The organism is Bhargavaea massiliensis, from assembly GCF_018390575.1.
In the GTDB taxonomy this organism is placed as follows: Bacteria; Bacillota; Bacilli; order Bacillales_A; family Planococcaceae; genus Bhargavaea; species Bhargavaea massiliensis.
Window position 1 is genome coordinate 19,017 of the sequence record NZ_JAHBCJ010000012.1, and the last position, 22,961, is coordinate 41,977.

The 22,961-nt window shown below is 51.9% G+C and carries 26 protein-coding genes and 1 pseudogene; 19 read left to right on the forward strand and 8 right to left on the reverse strand.

The genetic code is table 11. From position 1 onward, the window contains the following. Positions 1 to 18 precede the first annotated feature (18 nt). Positions 19 to 528 (forward strand): hypothetical protein, encoded by a 510-nt coding sequence (locus KHA84_RS14455; protein WP_213424223.1) that lies wholly within the window; start codon positions 19 to 21, stop codon positions 526 to 528. Positions 529 to 1,009: 481 nt separating this feature from the next. Here the strand turns inward: KHA84_RS14455 and KHA84_RS15550 are convergent, their stop codons facing one another. Beyond that, positions 1,010 to 1,144 carry a hypothetical protein gene (locus KHA84_RS15550; RefSeq protein ID WP_272875319.1) on the reverse strand — a complete coding sequence of 45 codons (135 nt, stop codon included), beginning with the start codon at positions 1,142 to 1,144 and terminating at the stop codon, positions 1,010 to 1,012. A gap of 422 nt (positions 1,145 to 1,566) precedes the next feature. Here KHA84_RS15550 and KHA84_RS14460 point away from each other — a divergent pair, with 422 nt between their 5' ends. From KHA84_RS14460 to KHA84_RS14480, 5 genes are all read left to right on the forward strand, one after another. After that, positions 1,567 to 2,808: a dicarboxylate/amino acid:cation symporter gene (locus tag KHA84_RS14460; protein WP_213424224.1), complete on the forward strand. Its 1,242-nt coding sequence runs from the start codon at positions 1,567 to 1,569 to the stop codon at positions 2,806 to 2,808. A 207-nt stretch (positions 2,809 to 3,015) separates the two neighbouring features. Continuing rightward, a complete protein-coding gene (locus KHA84_RS14465; protein ID WP_213424225.1) occupies positions 3,016 to 3,567 on the forward strand; it encodes a GNAT family N-acetyltransferase in 552 nt (183 codons plus the stop codon). A gap of 105 nt (positions 3,568 to 3,672) precedes the next feature. Then, on the forward strand, positions 3,673 to 4,122 hold the full coding sequence (locus tag KHA84_RS14470; RefSeq protein ID WP_213424226.1) for a MarR family winged helix-turn-helix transcriptional regulator: 450 nt from the start codon (positions 3,673 to 3,675) through the stop codon (positions 4,120 to 4,122). Positions 4,123 to 4,139: 17 nt separating this feature from the next. Further along, positions 4,140 to 4,658, forward strand: a complete 519-nt coding sequence (gene paiA, locus KHA84_RS14475) for a spermidine/spermine N(1)-acetyltransferase (RefSeq protein WP_213424227.1) — start codon at positions 4,140 to 4,142, stop codon at positions 4,656 to 4,658. Positions 4,659 to 4,669: 11 nt separating this feature from the next. Next, the gene (locus tag KHA84_RS14480; protein WP_213424228.1) at positions 4,670 to 5,281 is read left to right on the forward strand and encodes an FMN-binding negative transcriptional regulator; all 612 of its coding nucleotides are present in this window, start codon (positions 4,670 to 4,672) and stop codon (positions 5,279 to 5,281) included. A gap of 17 nt (positions 5,282 to 5,298) precedes the next feature. Here KHA84_RS14480 and KHA84_RS14485 read toward each other — a convergent pair whose 3' ends face one another. After that, positions 5,299 to 5,871: a DUF488 domain-containing protein gene (locus tag KHA84_RS14485; protein ID WP_213424229.1), complete on the reverse strand. Its 573-nt coding sequence runs from the start codon at positions 5,869 to 5,871 to the stop codon at positions 5,299 to 5,301. 160 nt (positions 5,872 to 6,031) lie between these two features. On the opposite strand from KHA84_RS14485, the gene KHA84_RS14490 reads away from it, so the two are divergent. Then, positions 6,032 to 6,490 carry an OsmC family protein gene (locus KHA84_RS14490; protein ID WP_213424230.1) on the forward strand — a complete coding sequence of 153 codons (459 nt, stop codon included), beginning with the start codon at positions 6,032 to 6,034 and terminating at the stop codon, positions 6,488 to 6,490. Positions 6,491 to 6,533: 43 nt separating this feature from the next. On the opposite strand, the gene KHA84_RS14495 is transcribed toward KHA84_RS14490, so the two are convergent. Beyond that, positions 6,534 to 7,160, reverse strand: a complete 627-nt coding sequence (locus KHA84_RS14495) for a YdhK family protein (protein ID WP_213424231.1) — start codon at positions 7,158 to 7,160, stop codon at positions 6,534 to 6,536. Positions 7,161 to 7,296: 136 nt separating this feature from the next. After that, a complete protein-coding gene (locus KHA84_RS14500) occupies positions 7,297 to 7,623 on the reverse strand; it encodes a four-helix bundle copper-binding protein (RefSeq protein WP_213424260.1) in 327 nt (108 codons plus the stop codon). Positions 7,624 to 7,776: 153 nt separating this feature from the next. Here KHA84_RS14500 and KHA84_RS14505 point away from each other — a divergent pair, with 153 nt between their 5' ends. The 8 genes from KHA84_RS14505 to KHA84_RS14540 all read left to right on the forward strand — a co-directional run bounded on the left by KHA84_RS14505 (position 7,777) and on the right by KHA84_RS14540 (position 14,234). Continuing rightward, on the forward strand, positions 7,777 to 8,016 hold the full coding sequence (locus tag KHA84_RS14505) for an indolepyruvate ferredoxin oxidoreductase subunit alpha (RefSeq protein WP_213424232.1): 240 nt from the start codon (positions 7,777 to 7,779) through the stop codon (positions 8,014 to 8,016). Positions 8,017 to 8,395: 379 nt separating this feature from the next. Next, on the forward strand, positions 8,396 to 8,809 hold the full coding sequence (locus KHA84_RS14510; RefSeq protein ID WP_213424233.1) for a hypothetical protein: 414 nt from the start codon (positions 8,396 to 8,398) through the stop codon (positions 8,807 to 8,809). Beyond that, a complete protein-coding gene (locus tag KHA84_RS14515) occupies positions 8,806 to 10,275 on the forward strand; it encodes a sodium:solute symporter family transporter (RefSeq protein ID WP_213424234.1) in 1,470 nt (489 codons plus the stop codon). Before KHA84_RS14510 ends, KHA84_RS14515 begins: the two co-directional genes overlap by 4 nt. A 26-nt stretch (positions 10,276 to 10,301) precedes the next feature. Beyond that, entirely contained in the window at positions 10,302 to 11,873 is a 1,572-nt protein-coding gene (locus KHA84_RS14520; RefSeq protein WP_213424235.1) for a class I adenylate-forming enzyme family protein, read from the forward strand. Positions 11,874 to 11,887: 14 nt separating this feature from the next. Then, positions 11,888 to 12,337 (forward strand): MaoC/PaaZ C-terminal domain-containing protein, encoded by a 450-nt coding sequence (locus tag KHA84_RS14525; protein WP_213424236.1) that lies wholly within the window; start codon positions 11,888 to 11,890, stop codon positions 12,335 to 12,337. A 4-nt stretch (positions 12,338 to 12,341) separates the two neighbouring features. Next, complete coding sequence (locus KHA84_RS14530; protein WP_213424237.1) at positions 12,342 to 12,521, forward strand: hypothetical protein; 180 nt, start codon at positions 12,342 to 12,344, stop codon at positions 12,519 to 12,521. Beyond that, positions 12,496 to 12,831: a hypothetical protein gene (locus KHA84_RS14535; RefSeq protein WP_213424238.1), complete on the forward strand. Its 336-nt coding sequence runs from the start codon at positions 12,496 to 12,498 to the stop codon at positions 12,829 to 12,831. Before KHA84_RS14530 ends, KHA84_RS14535 begins: the two co-directional genes overlap by 26 nt. Positions 12,832 to 13,139: 308 nt before the next feature. Next, the gene (locus KHA84_RS14540; protein ID WP_213424261.1) at positions 13,140 to 14,234 is read left to right on the forward strand and encodes a branched-chain amino acid aminotransferase; all 1,095 of its coding nucleotides are present in this window, start codon (positions 13,140 to 13,142) and stop codon (positions 14,232 to 14,234) included. 163 nt (positions 14,235 to 14,397) lie between these two features. On the opposite strand, the gene KHA84_RS14545 is transcribed toward KHA84_RS14540, so the two are convergent. Both KHA84_RS14545 and KHA84_RS14550 read right to left on the reverse strand, forming a co-directional pair. Beyond that, positions 14,398 to 14,823 carry a hypothetical protein gene (locus KHA84_RS14545; RefSeq protein ID WP_213424262.1) on the reverse strand — a complete coding sequence of 142 codons (426 nt, stop codon included), beginning with the start codon at positions 14,821 to 14,823 and terminating at the stop codon, positions 14,398 to 14,400. 282 nt (positions 14,824 to 15,105) lie between these two features. Next, positions 15,106 to 15,567 (reverse strand): AraC family transcriptional regulator, encoded by a 462-nt coding sequence (locus KHA84_RS14550; protein ID WP_213424239.1) that lies wholly within the window; start codon positions 15,565 to 15,567, stop codon positions 15,106 to 15,108. Between the two features lie 121 nt (positions 15,568 to 15,688). Between KHA84_RS14550 and KHA84_RS14555 the strand changes: the two genes are divergently transcribed. After that, positions 15,689 to 16,423 (forward strand): YqcI/YcgG family protein, encoded by a 735-nt coding sequence (locus KHA84_RS14555; protein WP_213424240.1) that lies wholly within the window; start codon positions 15,689 to 15,691, stop codon positions 16,421 to 16,423. Between the two features lie 147 nt (positions 16,424 to 16,570). Here KHA84_RS14555 and KHA84_RS15450 read toward each other — a convergent pair. Together KHA84_RS15450 and KHA84_RS14565 are read right to left on the reverse strand one after the other, a co-directional pair. Beyond that, positions 16,571 to 17,137: pseudogene (locus KHA84_RS15450) on the reverse strand (transposase); the annotation flags it as partial. Positions 17,138 to 17,490: 353 nt separating this feature from the next. Continuing rightward, positions 17,491 to 19,227 carry an AAA family ATPase gene (locus KHA84_RS14565; protein WP_213424241.1) on the reverse strand — a complete coding sequence of 579 codons (1,737 nt, stop codon included), beginning with the start codon at positions 19,225 to 19,227 and terminating at the stop codon, positions 17,491 to 17,493. 223 nt (positions 19,228 to 19,450) lie between these two features. Here KHA84_RS14565 and KHA84_RS14570 point away from each other — a divergent pair, with 223 nt between their 5' ends. The 3 genes from KHA84_RS14570 to recQ all read left to right on the forward strand — a co-directional run bounded on the left by KHA84_RS14570 (position 19,451) and on the right by recQ (position 22,945). Next, the gene (locus KHA84_RS14570) at positions 19,451 to 20,371 is read left to right on the forward strand and encodes an NAD(P)H-dependent flavin oxidoreductase (RefSeq protein ID WP_213424242.1); all 921 of its coding nucleotides are present in this window, start codon (positions 19,451 to 19,453) and stop codon (positions 20,369 to 20,371) included. 265 nt (positions 20,372 to 20,636) lie between these two features. Beyond that, entirely contained in the window at positions 20,637 to 21,155 is a 519-nt protein-coding gene (locus KHA84_RS14575; protein WP_213424243.1) for a DNA topology modulation protein, read from the forward strand. Positions 21,156 to 21,169: 14 nt separating this feature from the next. After that, entirely contained in the window at positions 21,170 to 22,945 is a 1,776-nt protein-coding gene (gene recQ / locus KHA84_RS14580; protein ID WP_213424244.1) for a DNA helicase RecQ, read from the forward strand. Positions 22,946 to 22,961 lie beyond the last annotated feature (16 nt).

A 22,961-nucleotide genomic window follows, 5' to 3' on the forward strand; every position in this document is an offset into this window, starting at 1 on the left:
TGAACTGGAGGATGCATCATGAAAAATCTGATCCGGCTGATGGGGCTGTTGCTGGTGTTCGCACTGGCGGCTTGCGGCGGTCCGGGAATTGCTGCTGAATACAAGGAATACAAAGAAAAGGGAAGCACTCCGATCTACCAGAATTCCATGGAACTGATCATGATGACCAATCAGTTGAATGCTATTCTGGACAATCCCGAGCAGGCCAATCAGTACCTGAAAACAGAAATGCTCCCGCTGCTTGAAGAATCCAAGGAATTGTCGAAAGATTGGCAGGGCCGTCTGACCCACGAAGAGCTCAAGGAGCTGAACGGGCTGAAAGATCAGGAACTGGCCTTGCAGATTGACTACTTAGGAAAGCTTTCCGAAGTACTGGAACTGACCGCAGAGCCCGGGGAAGACATTGAACAAAAGATAGCTGAACTGTCCAAGGGAATTTCTGATAAACAGGAGCAGCTCGATAAGATTACGGATGATTATGCAGCGAAGTATGAGGAACTGGATAGTAAATACGGAACCGAATCATAAGAACCATGCCCGGGAAGCCAACGATTCCCGGGCATTTTTATATATACACCCGGCAGTGGCGAAGTCTGGAGGTTGTCAGCCAGTCCCGAACGTAGCCATGCCCGCGAACAAGCATCTTACCTCAGGGTAGGTCATCAATCGTGCACGTAGGGTAACCACTCAGGAAGAGTGCCGGATAATCGCAGTACAAGCGTATTCTCCGCACAGCCCCGGCAAGCCGGACGGACGGGGCTTCAGTCTTCCAGGCTCTGCAGTGAAAGAGGGAACGGATGTTTTGAATAAGAAGAAAAGGGAACTCCAGGCCGGAGGGAAATGCAGGTGTACACCCAATCGGGGAGCGGAAGGAGAAGTGCCGAAACTGAAACATGTGGAAAAACGGGCCATTGCTGATGATGCATCGGCACGAATCACAGACCTTTCATTTTCCGCAAACAGAACGCAATATCGAAAAGAGCCGATGCCGGGGGCATGGGCTCTTGTTTTAGAAATAGGAAATCATTTTGCTGATTACATAAATGAGTAACGCTGCGATGCCGGCCACGTATAGGCTGCCGAGCAAGAAAAAGAGAAGGTCGACGAGTCGGGACTGCGCCTGCCTGGATGTCATGCTGATCATGGTGAGGGGTGCCTCCTGTCTTCCCGTGGTGATGTGTTGTAGGACGCCCACTTATATGGAAGGTTCCGAGTCTGATTCTCAGGAATCCGACGGAGGCAGATCGCCTCCGTACCTGATGCCGTGATTGTGATTCGTAGAAATGCTGATGAAGAGAGCAGATATCGAGAGATGTGAGTGTTACGCAAGCGTGCTCGAGTGTTGCCGAACAGCCGGTGAGTGTTACGCAAGGCGTTATGAGTGTACCCATAGGTCATAGCCCGAACAACTGGTGCTTCCCGGGCTTTTTCATTTCGGATGAAGAGATCGCCTGTTGTTTACAGATCACTGTTTTTCCTGTTGTTTTATACCCTCCAAAGAAGGGGATGATTTAAGAAGGGATACATATCCGGCCAGCCGGAAGAAAGATGCGGGGAGGTCTGAAATTGGGGGCTATCTGGAGATTTTACAGGGACCAGTCGTTCATGATGAAAATGTCCGTTGGCTTTCTGCTCGGCATCGTCGTCGGATTGATTTTCGGAGAGTCGGCGGGCGTGCTGTCGCCTCTCGGGGAGCTTTTGCTGCGGCTGCTGAATCTGATTGTGATTCCGCTCGTGGTATTCACGCTGATTGCGGCGGTGGACCAGCTGAATCCGGCAAAGCTCGGGCGGATCGGCGGTAAAGTATTTACCTTTTACTTTATCACAACCGGAATCGCCATTATATTCGGTCTCCTGCTGGCGCTGTTGATCAGGCCTGGTGTCGGGCTGACACTGCCGAATGCCAAAGTGGATGTGCCGGAGCGGCCGTCCGTCGTGGACACCTTGCTCGGGATTGTCCCGGACAACCTATTTTCTGCGTTGGCAAACGCGGACATCCTCGGCCTGATTTTCATATCGGTCGTTGTGGGATTATCCATTTCTTCGATGTTGCATTCAGGAGAGGAACGGGTCCGGAAAATGGGCCATTTCCTTGGTGATTTGACGGTAAGCCTGAGTGAAGTGACCTTCCGGGTGTTGAACGGGATCCTGCAGTACGCGCCAATCGGCATCTTCGCCATCGCAGCATCGGCAATCGGGTCACAGGGGCTGCAGACCCTGGTTTCCCTCGGCAAGCTGACAGTTGTCATCTACGGGGGGATTGTGCTGCAATTCATCCTGGTCTACTTTGTCATCATGAAGCTTTTTGGCGTACGGATCGGTGAGTTCTTCAGAAATGTGAAGGATGCAATCGGCACGGCATTTATGACGTCATCCAGCCTGGGTACGCTTCCCGTCACCATGAAGGCGGCCCAGCGTGCCGGCATCAGTAATGAAGTTGCATCGTTTTCCTTGCCGCTCGGGGCGACTGTCAATATGGACGGAGCGGCAATCCGGCTCGGTGCATCGGTTGTATTTGCAGCAGACATCATGGGGCTTGATCTGAGCTTTGCGGCTATTCTTGGCATTATCGTGACCGGCACACTCGCTTCCGTAGGTACCGCAGGGGTCCCCGGCGCCGGGCTCATCGCCCTTTCAATCGTTCTCACACAGGCAGGCCTGCCTATTGAAGTTGTGGCACTTGTTGCGGGTATTGATGCGATTCTTGGAATGGGCGCGACGGCAACGAATGTCACCGGAGATTTGGTTGGGGCATCGATTGTCGATAAAAGTGAAAAACGGCGCCTGACAAAGCTTGAGCGGGCATGATTAAAGCGGTTCGCCTATAAAAGGCGGATCGCTTTTCTCGGGAGTAGGGTTTAAATGTGAAACCTTTCACAGAGCATTATCGTATATAAGGTATAGTTTGCAAGGTTTTTTAACATAAGAGGTGTGAACAGCGACCTCACGAGTTTGCACACGAAAGCCTGTTGTTCGTGTGTGAATCTACCTCTATAATTGCAGGAGGAATGTGAAATGGAGATAACAATCAGACAAAGTGTTCCGAGTGATTTTGAATCAATCAGGCAAGTAGTGGCACAAGCCTTCAAGGATGCCGAAATGAGCGACCAGAACGAATATGTTCTCGTCGGGCGGCTTCGGGTATCGGATGCCTATATTCCTGAGTTGTCGATCGTGGCGGAAGATGTGACGGGACAAATCATAGGACATATACTGATGACCAGAATTTCGATCGTGGACGCAGCGAATGCTGAAGACTCCTTGGCGATGGCACCGGTATCCGTCCTTCCGGCCAATCAGAGACAGGGTATCGGTAGCCGGTTGATCCGGACTGCATTGGCCAAAGCGAAGGAACTCGGATACGGTTCGGTCATCGTTCTCGGACATCCTGATTTCTACCCGAGATTTGGTTTCAGGAAAGCAACGGAGTGGGGGATTCGCCCGCCGTTCGATGTTCCGGACAATGCGTTTATGGCTTTGGAATTACAGAAAGGGGCCTTGAAACACGTTGCCGGGGTTGTCCGGTATCCGGAACCTTTCAATGAATCAGCAATCGAGCCGATGTGAACCGGACATCGGTTTTAGTATGTGAGAATATATGTTGCATTTACACTTATTTAAAAGTAAAGTGTACATAAGTAATATGTTGCAAATGCAACAAGGAGGTATTGCATGGAGTTGCTCCGGGAAATTGGAATGATAGCAAGGTCCCTGGATTCAATCAGCAACATCGAGTTCAAGGAGATCGATCTGTCTAAGGGCCAGTATCTGTACTTGGCAAGGATTTGCGAGCATCCGGGCATCATCCAGGAAAAGCTTGCCGAGATGATCAAAGTCGACCGTACGACGGCTGCACGTGCCATTATGAAGCTGGAGGAAAAGAGGCTCATTGAAAAAAGGGACGCTCAGGACAACCGGAGAATCAAGAAACTTTTTCCGACGGAGAAGGGACTCGAAATATATCCGTACATCATGAGGGAGCACGCGCACTCCAATTCGGTTGCGCTTGAAGGATTTTCAGAAGATGAAGCGGACATTCTCCTCCGGCTGCTCCGGCGGGTCAGAACAAATGTGGAGAAAGACTGGGAATACGTGAAAAAAGGAAACCAGAGAAGCTATTGAAGCGAGGGGGAGCAGCCATGACTGTAGAAATCAGACAATGTGGAATTGAAGATCTTGAAGCGCTCCGGAACATCAGCTTCGAAACGTTCAGAGAAACGTTCGAGGATCAGAATTCACCAGAAAATCTGAACACGTATCTGGAGCGGGCGTTTGATCCGGAGCGCCTGAAGGAGGAACTGGCTCATCGGGAGTCGAGGTTTTTCTTCATTGAGAAGGACGGGGAAACCGCCGGCTATCTGAAGGTCAATACAGGACACGCCCAAACCGAGGGGCAGGGGGATCATTCGTTTGAAGTAGAAAGGATCTATATCAGCAGCAGATTCCAGCAACAGGGTCTCGGTAAAATCCTGTTTAATCATGCATTGGATATGGCCAGAAAAGAAGGGAAAACAAAAGTCTGGCTTGGTGTCTGGGAAGACAACCAGAATGCCATCGCATTTTATGAGAAGCTGGGCTTTATCCGCACAGGCGCGCATTCGTTTTTCATGGGGGATGACGAACAGACCGACCTCATCCTGGAGAAGCAGTTGGATTAAGGGGGATTTTGATGTTCATACCGAAGTTATTTGAGGTCACGGACTTTGAAGAAATCAGAGGATTTGTCGAGGAGAACGCATTCGGGTCGATTGTAACTGTACATGAAGGAAGGCCGGTCGCGACTCATCTGCCTTTCCAGTTCCGCCGTATCGGGGGAGAGTGGATGGTCACCGGGCATTTCGCGAAGGCGAATCCCCAGTGGAAAAACATTGAGGGGCAGGAAGCGCTCGTAATGATCCAGGGTCCGCATGTCTATGTCTCGTCATCGTGGTATACCCATGAAAATGTGTCCACCTGGAACTACCAGGCAGTACATCTTTATGGCGGGGTACAACTGATGGATGAAAAGGAACTGGAGGAAGAACTGGCGTTGCTGATGAGGAAATACGAGCGTCACCGTGAAAAGCCCGTCCTGTGGGAAACCCTGTCCGAAGAAACGAAAAAACAAAAAAACGCTGTCGTCGGCTTTAAGATCAAGGTAAATGAAATCCAGGCGGCCTATAAACTAAGCCAGAACCGGAACAGCACCGACTACAGGAGAGTCATCGAAGGTTTGCGCAACGAAGGCAACGTTGAAGCCGGCCGTATGGCAACGTTGATGGAGACGAAACGATCAGAATAAAGCAAGAAGCCGATGCGTCAGTCCGCATCGGCTTCTTGTTCATTGAGTGCTGGATAAACAACTTCGCCGTCCTCCCGCCTGAACGGCTCCGCGCCCCAGCGGCCCGGCTGATGCGGCTCGACGATGGTTTTTCCTTCTTTGCCGTCCAGAATGTGATAGACGTCGTTGCCATGAAGGGAGACGTAATTGCTGATGAGCATGCGATGACAGCGAGCGGGGTGCCGTTCCGAACAGCAGACTGCCGCCCGCCGTCCCGCCGCCGCTTCCTGAAGCGTTTTAAGGCCTTCTTTAAAATCGTCTTCCTGGGTGTAGTCGGCATAGTTGTGGAAGGAACGGTTGTTCCAGCCAGCATTGACTTCATCACCGACCGTTTTAGATTTTCGCCGACGGCCTCCCAGTTCGCGGATATGTAAGTAGCCGACTCCGTTTTCCGGGAGCCACGCCTTCATCCGGTCTGTATGGAACCAGGGGAATTTCCGGCTGCCGGGAAAAGCCCGTACGTCTACAAGCAGTTCCACACCTGCATCATGAAGCAATTTCAAAAACTCCTCTTCGTTATGCGTTGAATGTCCGATTGTATATAGTTCCATTTGAACACCCGCTTTGATTTGCTGTTGGTGATCTTGTTCCCTAAAATAAATCCGGACAATCATTTCGGAAAGATGTTTGACGAAATGAAAGATTATGATAATATAGAAAACAATCCTTATCGAATAACTTGGATTAGATCATTAAAGGGGAGAAAACGAGATGGCGATCATGAACGTGCAAGCAACGGCAACACTAAAAGAAAATGTACGGGTGGAAGTCGAGGCGCGTGGGCATCAGGTGGTCATTGACGAACCGGAGGCGCTCGGAGGGACTGACCAGGGGATGAATCCTGTGGAACTTCTGCTGTCGGCACTGGGGGCTTGCCAGGCGATTGTCGCCAGGACATATGCCAAAAAGTTCGATATCGACCTGAAAAGCTTCCGTGTGGATCTGGAAGGGGAGCTGGACATCGACGGCTTCCTCGCGAAATCAGACGTCCGTGCCGGATTCCAGAACATCACGCCGGTGTTTTATATTGAAACGGATGCCGCAGAGGAAAAAGTTCAGGCGTTCAAAGAATTTCTTGAGGCCCATTGCCCGGTCGGAGATTCCATTGCCAATCCGGTTGAACTTGCCGCTGCAAAAGTCGTCATCGGCTCACCGGCTGAGATGAATTAAACACCAAAAAAGCAAAGGGAGTGCCTTTGCTTTTTTTCAGGCCTTATTCTGCTCCGGACAGTTCCGTTTCAATGACCCATTTATGATTCTCCACGGTTTCGCCGTTTTCTCCAGACACAAAATCAACCATATAAACGGTTGTTTGCTTGGCGGACTCGATAATCGCTTCCGCCCCTTTCATGCCCGGCATATGATCTGCCTTTAACGTGACGGCTGTGCCTTCCTTGAGCGGTGCATCACCCGGATCCTCCAGTTCTTCGTGAATCACCCATCTGTGAGCCTTGACCGGCTTGCCCCCGTCGACAGGCGTGTAGGTGACCGAATAAACGGTAGTGTCATAGGCGCCGGTGACGGTCGCTTTCACTCCGTCCATACCGGGCATATGATCGGCATGCATCGTCACTTCAGCACCGGCAGGGAACTTCGCATTTTGAGACTCTTTCAGGCCTTCAGGGAGCTTGCCGGAACCTCCATGCATGCCGTGCATATGTGAACGGTCATCCGATTGGTGCATGTCATACGGATCATTGGATTCATCGCGGTCGTATTGCTGTTCCTGGCTGGTCGGGTCTTCTTCCGGCTGTGCACTGTCCTGTCCGTCATTAGCCCCGCAGGCGGATAAAAGCAGGATCAGCGCGCTGGCGGGAATGAAGGTTTTCTTATAAGACATAAACGCTTCCTCCCTTAATTGGTGTGCTTCTGATAGCGTACCCGCTTTCCAGAAATCGTATGTACAATGAGGAACAGGCAGGGAACCGGGTTCCCCGCCTGCAGTCGCTCCTCAACATGTGATTGTACCCAATGGCTTATGTGACATTCCGGCAAGCTTCAGCGCACTTCATGCATGCTTCTGCACACTTCTGGCAATGTTCGTGGTCATGTTTCCTGCACTCTTCGGCACAGGCTTCGCAGATCTCCGCACAAACTTGCGCGAGTTGCCTGATGAACGGCGAGTTCCGGCTGATCGCCGCTTCCAGGAATCCGCACATATCTGCGCATTCACGGTCAAGCCGGATACACTCCGCCATCATCTTCATATCCTCTTCCTTCAGGCATGCATCAAAGCAGTGGTTGCAGGCTTCCATGCACTCGTGCAGCGTCTTCAAAAGCTCCTGATACTGTTCGTGAGCCAGTTGCCATCCCTCCTGTTTTGAGCCGGAATTTCTGTACACCTATGTACTTCCCGTTTAAGTCGTGGCGAAACGGGAGAAATTTTGACAAGTTCATGTTTTTTGGAGCTAAACTGCGGGAAATATGGTAACTTGAATAGGTAAGGAGTGATGAAGATGACACACGTGATTACGGCAGCGTGCATCGGCGAAAAGGCCGGTGAATGCGTGGACGTATGTCCGGTAGATTGCATCATCGAAGGGGAAGACCAATTCTTTATCGATCCGGATCTCTGCATTGACTGCGGAGCCTGCACAGCGGTCTGCCCGGTCGACGCAATCTTTTATGAAGACGACTTGCTTCCGGAAGACCAGCCGTTTGTCGAAAAGGCAAAACAGTTCTTTATGGAAGCTTAAACCGGAGCCCAAGAGGCTCCGGTTTTCTCTTTTAATATGTAGAGAAGCAGGAGGATTTCGCTGAGCGGGATTCTCTTTTTTGTCGTGGTCCGACGGTTTTTGGAACAATTAATAATAAATTTATGATTATCCGAATTTGTATCTTTGAATAGTATTTTCAGTAAATAACTGAGTGAAACACCAGGATAAACGTTTATTAATATTATTTCTGGAAACCTCCTAAACGAAATGGAGTAGATGATAGCAGAATATTATTAGTGATGCTTGATTGACAGAAAAGATTTCATTCAATATATTTTATTCATTCAGACAATTGAAAACGCTTTCTCTGGCTTTACCGGCGGGTTCGCCGAATCATAGATTAAGGGAGGTTTTCATTTTGTACGTTTCGGACCGTATGATGTACTTGTTTTCCGGACTTATCGCATTGTCACTGGTCGGCATGTTCATGGAATCTTGGAGACTAATTCTTTATCCGTATGTGATTGTCATTGGAGTTGCCATTACCGTCGGCATGTGGCGGGCGGTCAGGGAAAAGCCAGGAATGATCTGGGTCCCGACAGTGATTGCCGGGGGGTATCTGGCGTTGTTTGTCACTCTCGACGTAATCACGCGCAGTGATCCGGCCGGAGGAAGTCACTATATTCTTGGCATGACTCCTGCCCTGGCCCTTTACCTGCTGGGCATCCTGCCGCTAGCCGTCATTGCCTCTCTGATTTATGCTCTGATTTTTGATCCGGATGACATGGAGGAAATGGACAGAGAATTCAGGACTGGGGAGGCTGCTGAATGAACGGGACGATTATCAGTATTGTCGCGGTTTATCTGTTGATCTGTATCTTGATCGGTGTCTGGGCTACACGCAGGACAAAGACTGCCAGTGACTTCCTCGTAGCAGGCAGGAGCCTTGGCATGTTCGTCATGGCCATCGCTGCATTCACATCCATCCAGAGTGGATTCGGCCTTCTCGGAGGGGCAGGACAGACCTTTACCGGGGGAATGGGCTTTGCCGCAGGCGTCCTGATCGCAGCTCCACTCGGATTCGCCCTCACTTGGTTCCTGGTCGGCAAACGAATCTGGATGATGGGTGAACAGGGGGATGTTTTCACGCTCGGAGACGTAGTGGAAAAACGGTACAACAGCCGCTCCGTCCGGGGGTGGCTCGGATTCGCGATCACGCTCGGTGTTATCGGGTATCTTGGCACGCAGGTGCAGGCGATGGGTGTCATCATGCACTCGATCTTTGGTGTATCGCCGGCTGTCGGGGCGCTGATCGGACTTGGGATTCTTGCGTTTTACTCGGTTGGCGGAGGAATTATCGCTTCTGTTTATACCGACCTATTCCAGGGTGTGATTATGATCGCCGTCTCGATTGTCATTTTCTTTTTTGCACTGAATGTTGGCGGCGGCATGCAAAACATCACGGAAACCCTGCAGTCATCCGACCCGCTTCTTGCTTCTCCCTTCGGCAATTTTTCTCTGATCACAATCGCATGCTGGTTTCTCCTGTTCAGTCTCGGGGCAGCTGGACAGCCCCACTTCATCAACAAATTCCTCATGATCAAGAGTGTTAAAGAATTGCGCTGGGGCGCGTTCACCGCGGGGCTGGCTTACGCAATCACCGTGCTTCTTGTTGTCAGCATCGGACTGACTGCTCGCTCGCTTCAGATACAGGGACGATTCCCGGACATTGCGTCCGCAGATGATTCACTGGTTGTTTTTGTCACCGCATTTACACCTTCAGTCATCGGAGGCCTTGTCCTGGCAGGACTCCTTGCTGCAATCATGTCCACAGGATCAGGTTTCGTCACGCTGGGTGCGGCGAGTCTTGTCCGGGATATTCCCCGCGCATTCGGAAAGGAAGTCAAAAATGAGCTTCTCTGGAACCGGATTGTCGTCATGGCGCTGCTCGTCATCTCCACCCTGTTCTCTTTCTATATGGATACGCTCGTTGCGCTCCTCGGCGTGTTCGGCTGGGGCACCTTCGCCGCAGCCGTATTCCCCGCAGTCGTGCTTGGTCTCGTATGGAAGCGGGCAACCAAACAGGGAGCAGTCACCAGCATCATTCTGGGGGTATTCCTGAACTTCACTTTTGAAATCCTGAAAAAGTATGGCATCATCCTGCTTCCCGAAGGAGTCGTCGTCGGAGCCATCTCGCTGGTCATTTCGATTCTCGGCTTTGTCGTCGTCTCCCTGTTGACGCAGCCGCAGGAAGCAGCGGAAATGGACCAGCCACCTCTTAAGGCGATGGAAGGCTGAGAAATAACTGATAGGAGGGGTCGCACATGGATGTCGGATATTTGCTGGACCGGGTAGAGCCCCATCTGCAGACACTCAGGTCTGACAAGGAAGCACTGGCACTTGAAACAGGGGAAACCTGGACTTATGGAATGCTCAATGAGACCGCCAACCGGTATGCCAATGCACTTCTGGACAAAGGCGTCCGACAAGGAGACCGCGTTGGCATTCTGATGTTCAATTCACTGGAGTACTTTGCCATCTACTTTGCGGTTGCCAAAATCGGCGGGATTGCGGTCAGGATCAATTTCCGTCTGGAGACTGAGGAACTGGACTACATCCTGAATGACTCCGGTTCGAAAGTGCTTTGCTTTGACGGACCACTTGCGGAGCGCCTGGAGCCGCTCATGGACCGGACGTCCGTGGAATGCTTCATCTGCTGCGGCGGGGACGGCGGTGCCACGCCTGACTGGGCAGAAAGCTGGGATATCCTTGAAAAAGGGGACAAGGTGCTGACCCGCCGCCCGAAACTCGAGGAAACGGATCCGGTCATGCTAATGTACACATCCGGCACGACAGGCCGCCCCAAGGGCGCGCTATGGACGCACCAGAACACCGTTTGGTTCGCCGCGATACAGTCACTGAAATGGAACTTTAACGGCAACACCGTCGGCATGACCACCGGGCCCCTTTATCATGTAGGAGCAATGGAAGACGTGGCGCTGGCTGTCATTCTGTCCGGCGGAACGGTCGTGATATCCAAGAGCGGAAACTTCGATATCAGGCGGACGCTTGAAGTGATTGGGGAAAAACAGGTATCTGACATATTCTTGTTCCCATTCATGATTTACGAAATGCTCAAGCTGAACGATGTAGAGTCCTATCAGCTGGATTCTCTCAAGACAATTTATTCAGGAGGCGACCCCATCATTTCCTGGGCAATTGACCGCTTGTATGAGCTATTCCCGCAGATCGGGCTTGTGCAGGTGTACGGACTGACGGAAGGAACGCCGATTGCCGTATCACTCGACCCGGCAGATGCAAAAAGTAAAGGCTACACCGCCGGCAAACCGATGCCGTTCACCGAGGTGAAAGTGGCCGATGACCAGGGCCGGGCGCTTCCGGCCGGTGAGATCGGTGAGATCTGCACGAAAGGTCCGGCGGTCGTCTCGGAATACTGGAACAAGCCGGAAGCCACCGCCAAGACGTTTGTGGATGGCTGGTGCCATACGGGAGACCTGGGGGTCATTGATGCAGAGGGGTTCCTAACCATTTCCGGCCGCAAAAAAGACATGATTCGGAGCGGCGGGGAAAACATTTATCCGGTGGAAGTGGAGGACGTGCTGATCCGGCACGAGGCTGTCCGGGACGTGGCGGTCATCGGCATACCAGACCCGAAATTTATCGAGACGGTCTGTGCGGTTATCGTGAAAAAGCCCGGCCGGTCCATAACAGAAAAGGAGCTCCTTGATTTCATCGAAGGCAAACTGGCCCGGTATAAAAAACCGCGCTCGTTCGTTTTCTTGGATGAGCTGCCGAGGACCGCATCCGGCAAGGTACAGAAGTACCTTCTGCGGGACACATACAAGCACTTGCGTGAACCGCAAGTGAATTCCTGAAGGGAGAGAATGAAATGTTTAATAAATACTACGGAGAAGTGGAAGTCGGAGAAGAATGGATGTCTGGAGGCCGCACGATTACCGAAGCGGACATCGTGAATTTTGCCGGGGTCAGCGGGGATTTCTATCCGCTTCATCTTGACCGTGAATATGCTAAAAGCACCCTGTTCGGAAAGCCGATTGCCCATGGCATGCTCGTTTTGTCCGTTGCAACCGGCCTGATGAATTTCACACCCGGAATCATCGCCGCATTTTACGGCATGGATAAAATCCGGTTTGTCCGCCCGACATTCATTGGCGACACGGTGAAAGTCAGGTTGACAGCCGCCGACAAGCAGGAAGGAAAAAGCGGGACAGGGGTCGTTGTCTGCAATACGGAGATCATCAACCAGAACGGTGAGACTGTCATTGCAGGCACTCTCAGGATGCTGGTCAACAAAGCGCCTGTAGGTGCGGAAGTCTAACTGCTTGAGGACCGTCGGAACGGTCCTCTTTTATGGCATGATGGCCATCTTCCTCGCCGGCAAGGTTTCCTTCAATCTGACACTTTCTAAAAATCCTGTTTTTATCGGTTTTTTATCTGGTTTAATGGGAATATTGTATGAAACGGGAGGGGATGTGGTTGAAAACTTTGAAAACCATCGATGAATTTGTTGATGCCGCGATGGGATTCGATGCGGAGGCGCATCCGGGGAACCTGTTCGTGAGCCAAGCGACTGAAAATGGGTTCGAAGCAGAAGAAGTGCTGATGGGTGATGAGGACTCGGTCAGGAAACAGGTCATGCAGGTATTCGAAGTCCTGCTTGAAACCGAGCGGGGATCATACTACTTCCATTATCCGTTTAGCGATCCGGCCGAAATCGAAGAAATTGTGGCCAAACTTGAGCCGGTCTACGAACGCTTCCCGAAGCTTGTCTTACCGAGTGAACAAATGGCCGAAAAGATTGCAGTTGCATAATGGAGAACTGACCGGTCCCGTGTGGGTGCCGGTTTTTTCGTGCAACTCTTAGCGGCCGTAATTAGCTTTGGGCATTTTGCAATAAAATGCGTTTCCGTCAGCTCCTCTGTGCAATTAAGCACCATGGCGGATAAAGCAGCGATAAAACGTTTTTTTATGGATATTTAGGATGACACACTTTTGTGAAATAAATATTTTGTGCAAAAGTATTTAAACCTGTCTGAAAATATGTATAATAAGGTCAATATTTCTTTTTCATGAGTATACGATATATCGCGTACCTTGAATATCAAGGAGGAAGATGTTTGATGGAGAACATGCAGATCAGCATCAATGAGAGCCAGGAGCGAAAAACTAAGCCATCCACGGACGGCATTGCTTTCGGGCGCAACTTCACAGACCATATGTTCATTGCGGACTATACGGAAGGAATTGGCTGGCACGATCACCGTATCGTCCCGTACGAGCCGATTACGCTCGATCCGTCTGCAACCATCTTCCATTACGGACAGACCGTATTCGAAGGCCTGAAAGCATACCGCGCAAAAGACGGAGCGATCCGCCTTTTCCGCCCGGAAGAAAACTTCCGCCGGATGAATGAATCTTGCGACCGCCTGTGCATGCCTCAGATCGATGAGGAACATGCACTTGAGGCACTAAAGACGCTTATTAAGGTGGACAGGGACTGGGTGCCGGAAGCCGAGGGGACATCCCTTTATATCCGCCCGTACATGATTGCGACCGAGCCGCATCTGGGTGTCGCACCTTCGCTAACGTATCAGTTCATTATCATCCTGTCTCCGGTCGGGATGTACTACAAGGAAGGGATCGCTCCCGTCAAGATCCTTGTCGAGAACGAATATGTTCGTGCGGTGGCCGGCGGCACGGGGGCCGCGAAAACGGCAGGAAACTACGCTGCTTCACTCAAGGCGCAGGCGGTGGCGGAGAAGATGGGTTACTCCCAGGTGCTCTGGCTTGACGGTGTGGAGAAGAAGTATGTCGAAGAAGTCGGCAGCATGAACGTATTCTTCAAAATTGACGGCGAGGTCATCACACCTGCACTCAACGGCAGCATCCTCGGCGGCATCACTCGCAAGTCGATCATTGAGATGCTGAAGCACTGGGGCATTCAGGTGACCGAGCGCCGCATCTCGATGGAGGAAATTAAAACCGCCCAGCAGGAAGGACGCCTCGAGGAAGCATTCGGTACAGGAACAGCGGCCGTGATTTCTCCGATCGGGGAATTCAGCTGGAAAGGCGAAGCCTTCACCATCAACGGCGGCCAGGCCGGCGAACTGTCGACCAAGCTTTACGAAGAGCTGACAGGCCTGCAGAGCGGCGTGAAAGAAGATCTGTTTAACTGGGTCACGGAAATCCGTGAAGAAGCGGCCGTCCGTAATTGACCATTTAAGAAAGTAGGGAAGCCACGCAAGTGGTTTCCCTACTTTCTTATGGCTGTGTTAAAAAAATGCACATAAAAATGAGCTGGAAAATGTATCTCCAAGCTCATTGTATTTTGACGTCCATTTTAATAAAGAACCCGTTAGTTTAAGGAGGAATAGCAGTTTAATGGTATCGAAACCAAACAAACCATCCTTTTTCCTTACTCTTAGCTAAAAATATTTGACCTTGGGCTAAGTCAGCTCCAGGTGCTTTGGGGAAATCTAAACGCACAAGCCATGACTTTTCAGCAATTTCTTTGCCACAAAAGGTTTTAGCCATTCCAAAATAGCCTTCTTCTATTTTATTACCAACTGTTTTAGGGAAAGGTTTGGCAGTTACTACATTCCACTTAGTATATAGGTCAGGTAAATCATCTAATCCAGTTCCATAAGTTTTTGGTATTAAAGTATTTAACGCTTCTATTACCTCTTTTTTATCCTTAAGCGATGTTTTCTCTAATTCACTTAATACAGGACAATTTTTAGGCTGTGCATAAGCTCCAAATGATACCAAAGTAAATAAAGATATGATTAATATCAGCACATGCATTTTTTTCAAGATAATTTCACCTCTTTTCTAATTACTATCTCCAATTAGGAAAGAATTATTAATACGTTTCAGCAACGTGTCAGCACGATTTTCGAACGTATAATTTTTGTGCGTTCGTCAAAACACTTGCTAATTAGGGTGTTAAAAGCATTAAGTTTATTTGGCAGTAAAATAAAAGAAAAAGCACCCTGATTAGGGTGCTGAATAAGGTGTGATTCCCATGTTGAAATCTTTGCTAAATCGATTGCTGTTTCTTATGTTTGTACCACTGAACTGAATGGGTTAAGAGATGTTAGTGCTGTCGCTTAAAATCGGCAAGAAGATTTCGACTTCTTCGCCGGCTTCTGTAGGGTGATAGACCTCAATTATAGAGTCCGTAAGGTTGATCTGGCACCCGTTGCCGGCTGTCCATTTCTGCAAACTGGCGTGCAGTTCCGTCAATCCTTCCATCTTTCCTCTGGCCGTGGCGTAATTGCCGCCAACCTCCATGTAAGTCATTCCGATTGGCACGGTCTGGACGGGACACTTCACCAGCAGGCCAACGCAAAATTCCCCTTCCAGGTGGTCACTGCTTTTCTTCGGTTCGAATACAGCGATTTCTTTGCTCCCGGCAGATCGGATTTCTTCTGACTGGGACATGAATTCGCGGGCAAGGCTGGGAACAATCGTGCCAAAGTCCGCAAAAGGACCTTTCCCTTTTTTTCCTACCAACTTAAACAATCTGGTTACGATCCTGCCTTTCATTTGCAACCTCCTTCATCAATCACCTATAGTAGTTCTGCGCATCCCCATCCAATTCCTATCAAACCGTTTCATTGGAATCAAAAAGGGCATAATAGAATAGATATCATTTGGAGGGGTCTTCATGAAAACACTAGAAAATAAGATGCTTGTCAAAGAAGATTTCAGTACCAGGGACGATCTTCCTGAGTGGCTGTTGCGTGAATACGATACGTTCCGGAAAACCGTGACGGACAAGACGTTTCCCTGCTACTTCGGGATGGCCGCCCAACTCGGCGGGGAGTTGCGGTATGCCTATATTGAACGGGAGGACTGGTCCAACCTGCCTCAGGCGCTGACGGAATTTCTGAAGCTTTTTGAGAATCCGAAGCACAAGAGATATGGGTTCTTCGTGTTTGTTGAGCCCTTCGAGGAAGAGGGCACCTTGGAGGATTACCGGAATGAGTTTTGGGAGATTCTCCAGTACTTGCACGAACAGGATCCGGTCGAATGGCCCGAGGACGCACCGAGGGATCCGGACCATTATTTATGGGATTTTCGCTTCGGCGGTGAGCCGATCTTCGTCTTCGGCAATGCACCGGCCTATAAGCAGCGGAAGACCCGTGACCTTGGCAATGCGATGGTTCTCGGGTTCCAGCCGAGGAAAATCTTCAAGGGGCTGGAAGGGACCGAGCCCGGCGGCATCAACTCACGCGACAAAGTCCGTGAGCGCGTAGAGAAATGGGACAACCTGCCGAAGCATCCGGACATCAGCCACTTCGGAGATCCCACACACAACGAATGGAAGCAGTTTTTTATCGGCGACGATGTGGTACCGATTAAGGGAAAGTGTCCGTTCAGGCATAAGGACATGGACTGAACACAACTGCAATGCAAAACGCCTCCCGTCATCGGGAGGCGTCAGACTGTAGACAAAACGGACCCAAAAGATCTTTTTGGGTCCGTTTTGTCATTTTCGTGGTTATTTCGCATGTTTTCCCCCATCCCCCCTTGCAATGACCGGCCGTCAGGCCGGTTCCGGTGACTCCCAAGTCCAGCAGGCCAATCTCTTCAGATTTAGGGCAGCAAAAGTAAGCATCGCCTGCATGGACATTTTTTCCTTCCCGCGAAGGGTTGTCCATCGCACACACTTCTCCTTGGCATCTCCAAAACCGCGTTCCACGGTCTCTTTCCGCCTTGCATAGATTTCTTTGTTTTCCGAGGTGAGCCGAATGGCTTCTGCCTGATCGAGGTAGTCCTGCCAGATATGCCGGGTGATGACTTTTACATGATTCTGGCTTTGAGTGCACTGAGCAAGCAGCGGACAACCTGCACACTTGGCTCCGTTCGACTTATATTCTCGGTAGCCGTGCTTATTGGTGGTCGAATACCGGAGTTCCTGTCTGTTTGGACAGATTTAGACATTCCTTTCGGAATCGTAATGGAACTCACTCTTTCTCAGATATCCTTCTTTACCGCGCGGCCTGGTGTAAGGCAGGCAAGGGCGGATTCCATCATCGATCATGACCTTGGCGATATGAGGTGTTTTGTATCCAGCGTCTGCAGCAACGGCAAGCGGTTTTCCGACTTTCTCCGGTCAGTGGCTGCGTGACAGGAATAGGCGAATTGCGATTGGTTCCATTCGATTTCGACAGCATATTCATCACCCGTTTTGTAGTCTGTTAATTCGATTATATAAACAGGTACGGTTTGCCTCAATAAGCCATATGGCGGATTGAAGCGGAGAGCCCGAGACACCTGCGGGAAAAGCGTTAGCCGAAGACCCCGCAGAGCGAAGCTCGAGGAGTCTAAGGCAACGCCCGCGGTAAGTGAGGGCCTGCAGCGGAAATCCGGAGGATTTTATGGAAAAGAAAAAACTGCAGACAAAGGAGTAATATACTCACTTTGTCTGCAGTCTGACGCCTCCCGTCACCGGGAGGCGTACATTTATGCTTCAAAGGCAACCAAGTCGTCGCGGATTACTTTCTTGTATCCGACAATTTCCTGGATCTCATCGCCGTCAATCGTTTCTTTTGTCATGAGCGCATCGACGAGCCGTGCGTATTCTGATGGGTGGCTCTTGATAAGCAGTTCAGCCATCTCAAGCGCCTCGTTGAACAGTTCCTGCATGCGCGCTTCTTTTTCATTGTTGTTGAATGTGAGTTGGAACCCTTCCTGGAGAAGGCCGGTGTCCACCATTTCCTCGAGCAGATGCTTTGCCTGCTGAACGTCGCCTCCGACGCCGATGCTGTGCTCGCCGAGGTGAATCCGTTCGGCGACGCCGCCGGCAAGGATCATCGCGACTCGGTCGAGCTGCTCGCTCACGGTCGACAGATGAAGTTCCTTTTGCAGTGGGGCGACATAGCCGAGCGCCATGCCGCGCGGAATGATTGTCGCTTTCCGGACTGATCCCGGGTTCGTGAGTGCCTGGACAAGTGCGTGTCCGGCCTCGTGGATGGCGACGCGGCGTTTTGTTTGAGGGTCGTTCAGCGACCGTGCCGTACTGCCGAGTATGGTCCGGTCGATGGCAAAGTCCAGGTCCGGCTTTGCGATTTCGGTCCGGCCGTCCCGCAGTGCCCGCCGGCTCGCCATCTCGAACAGGGAGCTCAGCTCGGCGCCTGAAAAGCCGGATGTGCTTTCCGCCAGCGCGTCAAATGACGCGGCCACTTCCGGCGCAAAAACTTTTCCTTTTGTATGGATGTCGATGATCTCACGGCGTCCTTGTGTATCCGGAAGCGGAACCTGGAACTCGAAGTCGATTCTGCCGGGACGCACAAATGCGTCGTCCAGCATGTCTTTCCGGTTTGTCGCCGCGATAAAGAGGATACCGTCATTGTCGTTGCCGCCGTCCAATTGGACCAGAAGTTCGGTAAGGGTCTTTTCCGATTCCTCGCCGCCGTGCTGCTTCCGTTTTCCGGCAAGCGCGTCGACCTCATCGATGAAGATGACAGCCGGCCGCTGTTTGCGGGCGTTCTGGAAAAGGGTGCGTACGCGTGACGCCCCGACGCCGACGAACATTTCTGTAAATGCGGCACCGCTTGAGGAGAAGAAGGTGGCTCCAATTTCCCGGGCAATGGCTTGTGCGAGTAGCGTTTTCCCGGTACCCGGAGGTCCATAGAGCAAGATGCCCCGTGGAGGCGTCAGGCCGACTTCCTCCGCTGCTTTCGGATCCTTCAGGACGGCAAGCGCCTGGCCGATTTCGTCTTTCATCTCATCCGGGATGCCGCCGATGTCGTCAAGCGTGACATCCGGGAGCGGAGCGGATTTTGCCGCACTCTGCTTCATCGATGAAGCCGTGCCGAGCTTGCCCTTCCGGTAAAGGATGAAAAACGTCACTGCGATGGCACCGAAAATCCCTGCGAGGAGCAGCCGGTCTGCCGTGCTTTGTTTGGAGTACTCATAATTTACCGCATGGTTCACAACCAGCTGTTCGACGCTTTGGCTGTTCGGCGGCACATTCGTGCGATACGTTCCGTCTGGTGTCTTGAGTGTCAGCGTTCCGGAAGCCGATTCGGTGAGCATCATCGCGCCGGCGTCAGATTGGACCAGTTCCTGGATCTTGGCGAACGGGACCTCGGCAGGCCGGGTACTGTCATACCAGAACCACCCGGCACCACCGACTGCCGCGACGATTAGCAATGCGACAAGAAACACTTTGGTAGATAGTTTGGAAATCGGCTTCAAGACCGTCAACTCCTAAGTCAGAATAAGCCCATTATAGCGGAATTCTTTATTCCTTTGTAGGGAAAAGTGTTGAGTTATATCTTACAATTTATTGTCGATAGAAATAGAGTCTTGCGCAATAAAGAATGAATGTTCATTCATTTATCCTTGACAGCCTTTCCACGAAAGTTGAAAATGAAGGAAGAGTCAATGTTTTCAATCGATTGTTAAAGGGGTGGGGGATATGGTGAAACTGCCGGTGATCGTGGCGCCGATGTTTTTGGTGTCCAATCCGGAAATGGTGATTGAATCCGGGAAAGCGGGGGTCATCGGGACATTCCCGCTGCTGAATGCGCGGCCGGTCTCGAAGTGCGCCGAATGGCTGCAGCAGGTGAAGGATGGACTGGATGACATGCCTTGGGGGGTCAACTTTATCTGCCATAAAAAAGCGAATCAGCGTTACGATGATGACCTGGAACTGATCAGGAAATACGAACCGCCGATCGTCATCACTTCTCTCGGCCACCCGGGCGAAGTCGTTGAAGTGGTGCATGCATACGGCGGCAAGGTTTACTCGGACGTCGCGAACGTCAGGCATGCGAAAAAAGCGGCCCAGACCGGTGTTGACGGCCTGATTCTCGTCTGTGCGGGAGCGGGAGGCCATGGCGGCCTTCTGAATCCGTTCGCTTTTGTCTCGGCGGTGAAGAAATTCTACGACGGGACAATCATCCTTTCGGGTGCGATGTCTTCAGGGGCGGACGTGGCAGCGGTACGTGCGATGGGCGCGGATTACGCCTATCTCGGCACCCGCTTCCTCGCAGCGGCGGAAAGCGGCGCGTTCGAAGACTACAAGCAGATGGTGATCGATTCAACGGTGGAGGATATCATTTACACGGATGCCATCAGTGGAGTGCCGGCCAACTTCCTGATCCCGTCTCTGATCAGGCAGGGACTGGATCCGGAAAATCTGAAAGGGACCACGGGCAAGCTCGACTTTTCCGGCGAAGACGAAATCAAGGCCTGGCGGGATGCCTGGTCTGCCGGACAGGGAGTCACCAATGTCACGGAACGCGAAACCGTCGCGGAAATTGTGGAGAAGCTCGCTGAAGAATATGAAGCCACAATCGCCAGGCTCTCGGAAGACCGGAGCGGGATTGTTCATTAAGACAAAGATAAGCACCGGCCGCTGCCGGTGCATTTTTTTTATGGAAGGCTGCGGCGCGGAATAAGGGTGAAGCCGCGAATTCAGTGGTTGCGGCCGTGAAATGATAACTTGCGGTCGCGAAATCACGAGGTGCGGTCGCGAAATGCGGGCTTGCCGCCGCGAACTCATCTTCCAAGCCCCAAATCTCTCACATCAAATAGGGGAATGGGAACCTGGCGGCCGATGCGTTATAATGAGAATCACACCGAAGGATCGGGGGATCGCCATGGAACGGATCATGCTGATCGGGCCGGGCGGAGCGGGGAAGTCGACGCTCGCCCGCCAATTGGGGGAACGGCTGGGAATCGAGGTCCACCATCTGGATGCACTGCTGTGGAAGCCGGGGTGGATGCCCACGACGCGGGATGAACAAAAGGAGATCCAGCGGGGTCTCTTCGACCGGGAGCGCTGGATTGTCGACGGCAATTACGGGGCGACGATGGATCTCAGGCTGCAGGCGGCCGATACGGTCATTTTCATGGATATGCCTCGGCGCGTCTGCATGTATGGAATTATTCGTCGCCGGGTCCGGTATCACGGAAAAACAAGGCCTGACATGCAGAAGGACTGCCCGGATCGCCTCGATTTTGAATTCGTCAAATGGGTATGGAATTATCGGAAAAACAAGCGGCCGGGGGTACTCAGGAAACTGGAGAACCTCGGCCCTGACAAACAAGTCATCATATTGAAAAGCAGAAAGGACGTCCGCCGGTTTCTTGAGGAAGCCGGACGGCGTCCTTCATGATTGGAGTGTCAACCATGCTTGAGCAGGCGCATGAACAACTGAAAACGTATTTTGGCTATCCGTCTTTCCGGCCGGGACAGGAGCGGGTGATCGGCCAGGTGCTGACCGCCGAAGACACCCTATGTGTGATGCCGACCGGCGGCGGGAAATCGGTATGCTACCAGATTCCTGCGCTTGTCCGGGAAGGCACGACGCTCGTCATCTCACCACTTATCTCGCTGATGAAGGACCAGGTCGATGCCCTGAACGAGATCGGCATCCCCGCAGCATACATCAACAGCACACTGTCGCTGGATGAATTCCGATATACGATGGAGCGGGCGAGGGCGGGGGCTTATAAGCTGCTTTACGTCGCACCCGAGCGATTCGAGTCGGACTTCTTCCTCCAGGATCTGGTCAGGATGGATATCCCGATGGTGGCGGTTGACGAGGCACACTGCATATCGCAATGGGGCCACGACTTCCGTCCGAGCTACCGGCTGATCGGCAGTGTGGTGGAGGCGCTGCCCGAACGCCCGGTGATCCTCGCGCTTACCGCAACGGCGACCCCCGAAGTACGGGCGGACATCTGCCGGCAGCTGAATATACCGGAGTCCAATACAGTCCTGACCGGATTTGAGCGGGAAAACCTTTCCTTCTCGGTTGTACGGGGACAGGACCGGGGCAAATTCGTCAAGGATTTCCTGAAGAAAAACAGCGTGGAAGCCGGAATCATTTATGCGGCTACACGAAAAACGGTTGATTCCCTATATGAAAACATGAAAAAAGCCGGTCTTCCGGTGGCTCGCTATCACGCCGGGCTTTCCGAGGAAGAGCGCCGAGATGCGCAGGAGGCATTTTTAAATGATGAAGCACGGATCATGATCGCGACGAACGCGTTCGGCATGGGAATCGACAAATCGAACATCCGTTACTGTATCCATTATCAGGTTCCGAAAAATATGGAAAGCTATTATCAGGAGGCGGGGCGTGCCGGCCGTGACGGGCTGCCGAGTGAATGCATCCTGCTGTATTCCCCGCAGGACGTCCAGACACAGCGCTTCCTGATTGATCAGACCGACGACCGCGACGGCATTCCCCGAGAGCTCGAGAAGCTGCAGGCGATGGTGGACTACTGCCATACCGAGGACTGCCTCCAACAGTACATCGTGCGTCACTTCGGCGATTCGGATACAACTACCTGCGGACGCTGCGGCAACTGCACCGATGACCGGGAAAAGATCGATGTGACGGAAGATGCCCAGAAAGTCCTTTCCTGCATCATCCGGATGGGGCAGCGCTGGGGCAAGGCAATCACCGCCAAAGTGCTCTGCGGTTCAGCCGACAAGATGGTGAAGGATCGCGGATTCGACGAATTGTCGACCTACGGTATCCTGAAGGGCGACTATAGCATGAAGGAAGCGACGAATCTCATCGACTTTATGATTTCACGCGATCTGATCGGCGTGAGCCAGGGAGAGTTCCCGACGATCTTTGTCACCGCAACAGGCAAGGATGTCCTCACGGGCAAGGAGCGTGTCACGCGCAAACAGGCGGTCGTGAGCGTAGCAATCGGGGATGCCGACCCGCTGTTTGAGAAGCTGCGTGATCTTCGGAAATCCCTCGCTGACGAAGCAGGAGTCCCGCCGTACGTCATCTTCTCGGACAAGTCCCTGAAAGACATGTGCGCACGGAAACCGGTTGATGAGAATAGCTTCCTCGATGTCCACGGCGTCGGGGAGAATAAGCTGGCGAAGTACGGAGAGCCGTTTCTGGAAGCGATCCGTGAGTTTCAGAGTGCGGAAGTGTAATGGAAAAGAAGAAGCG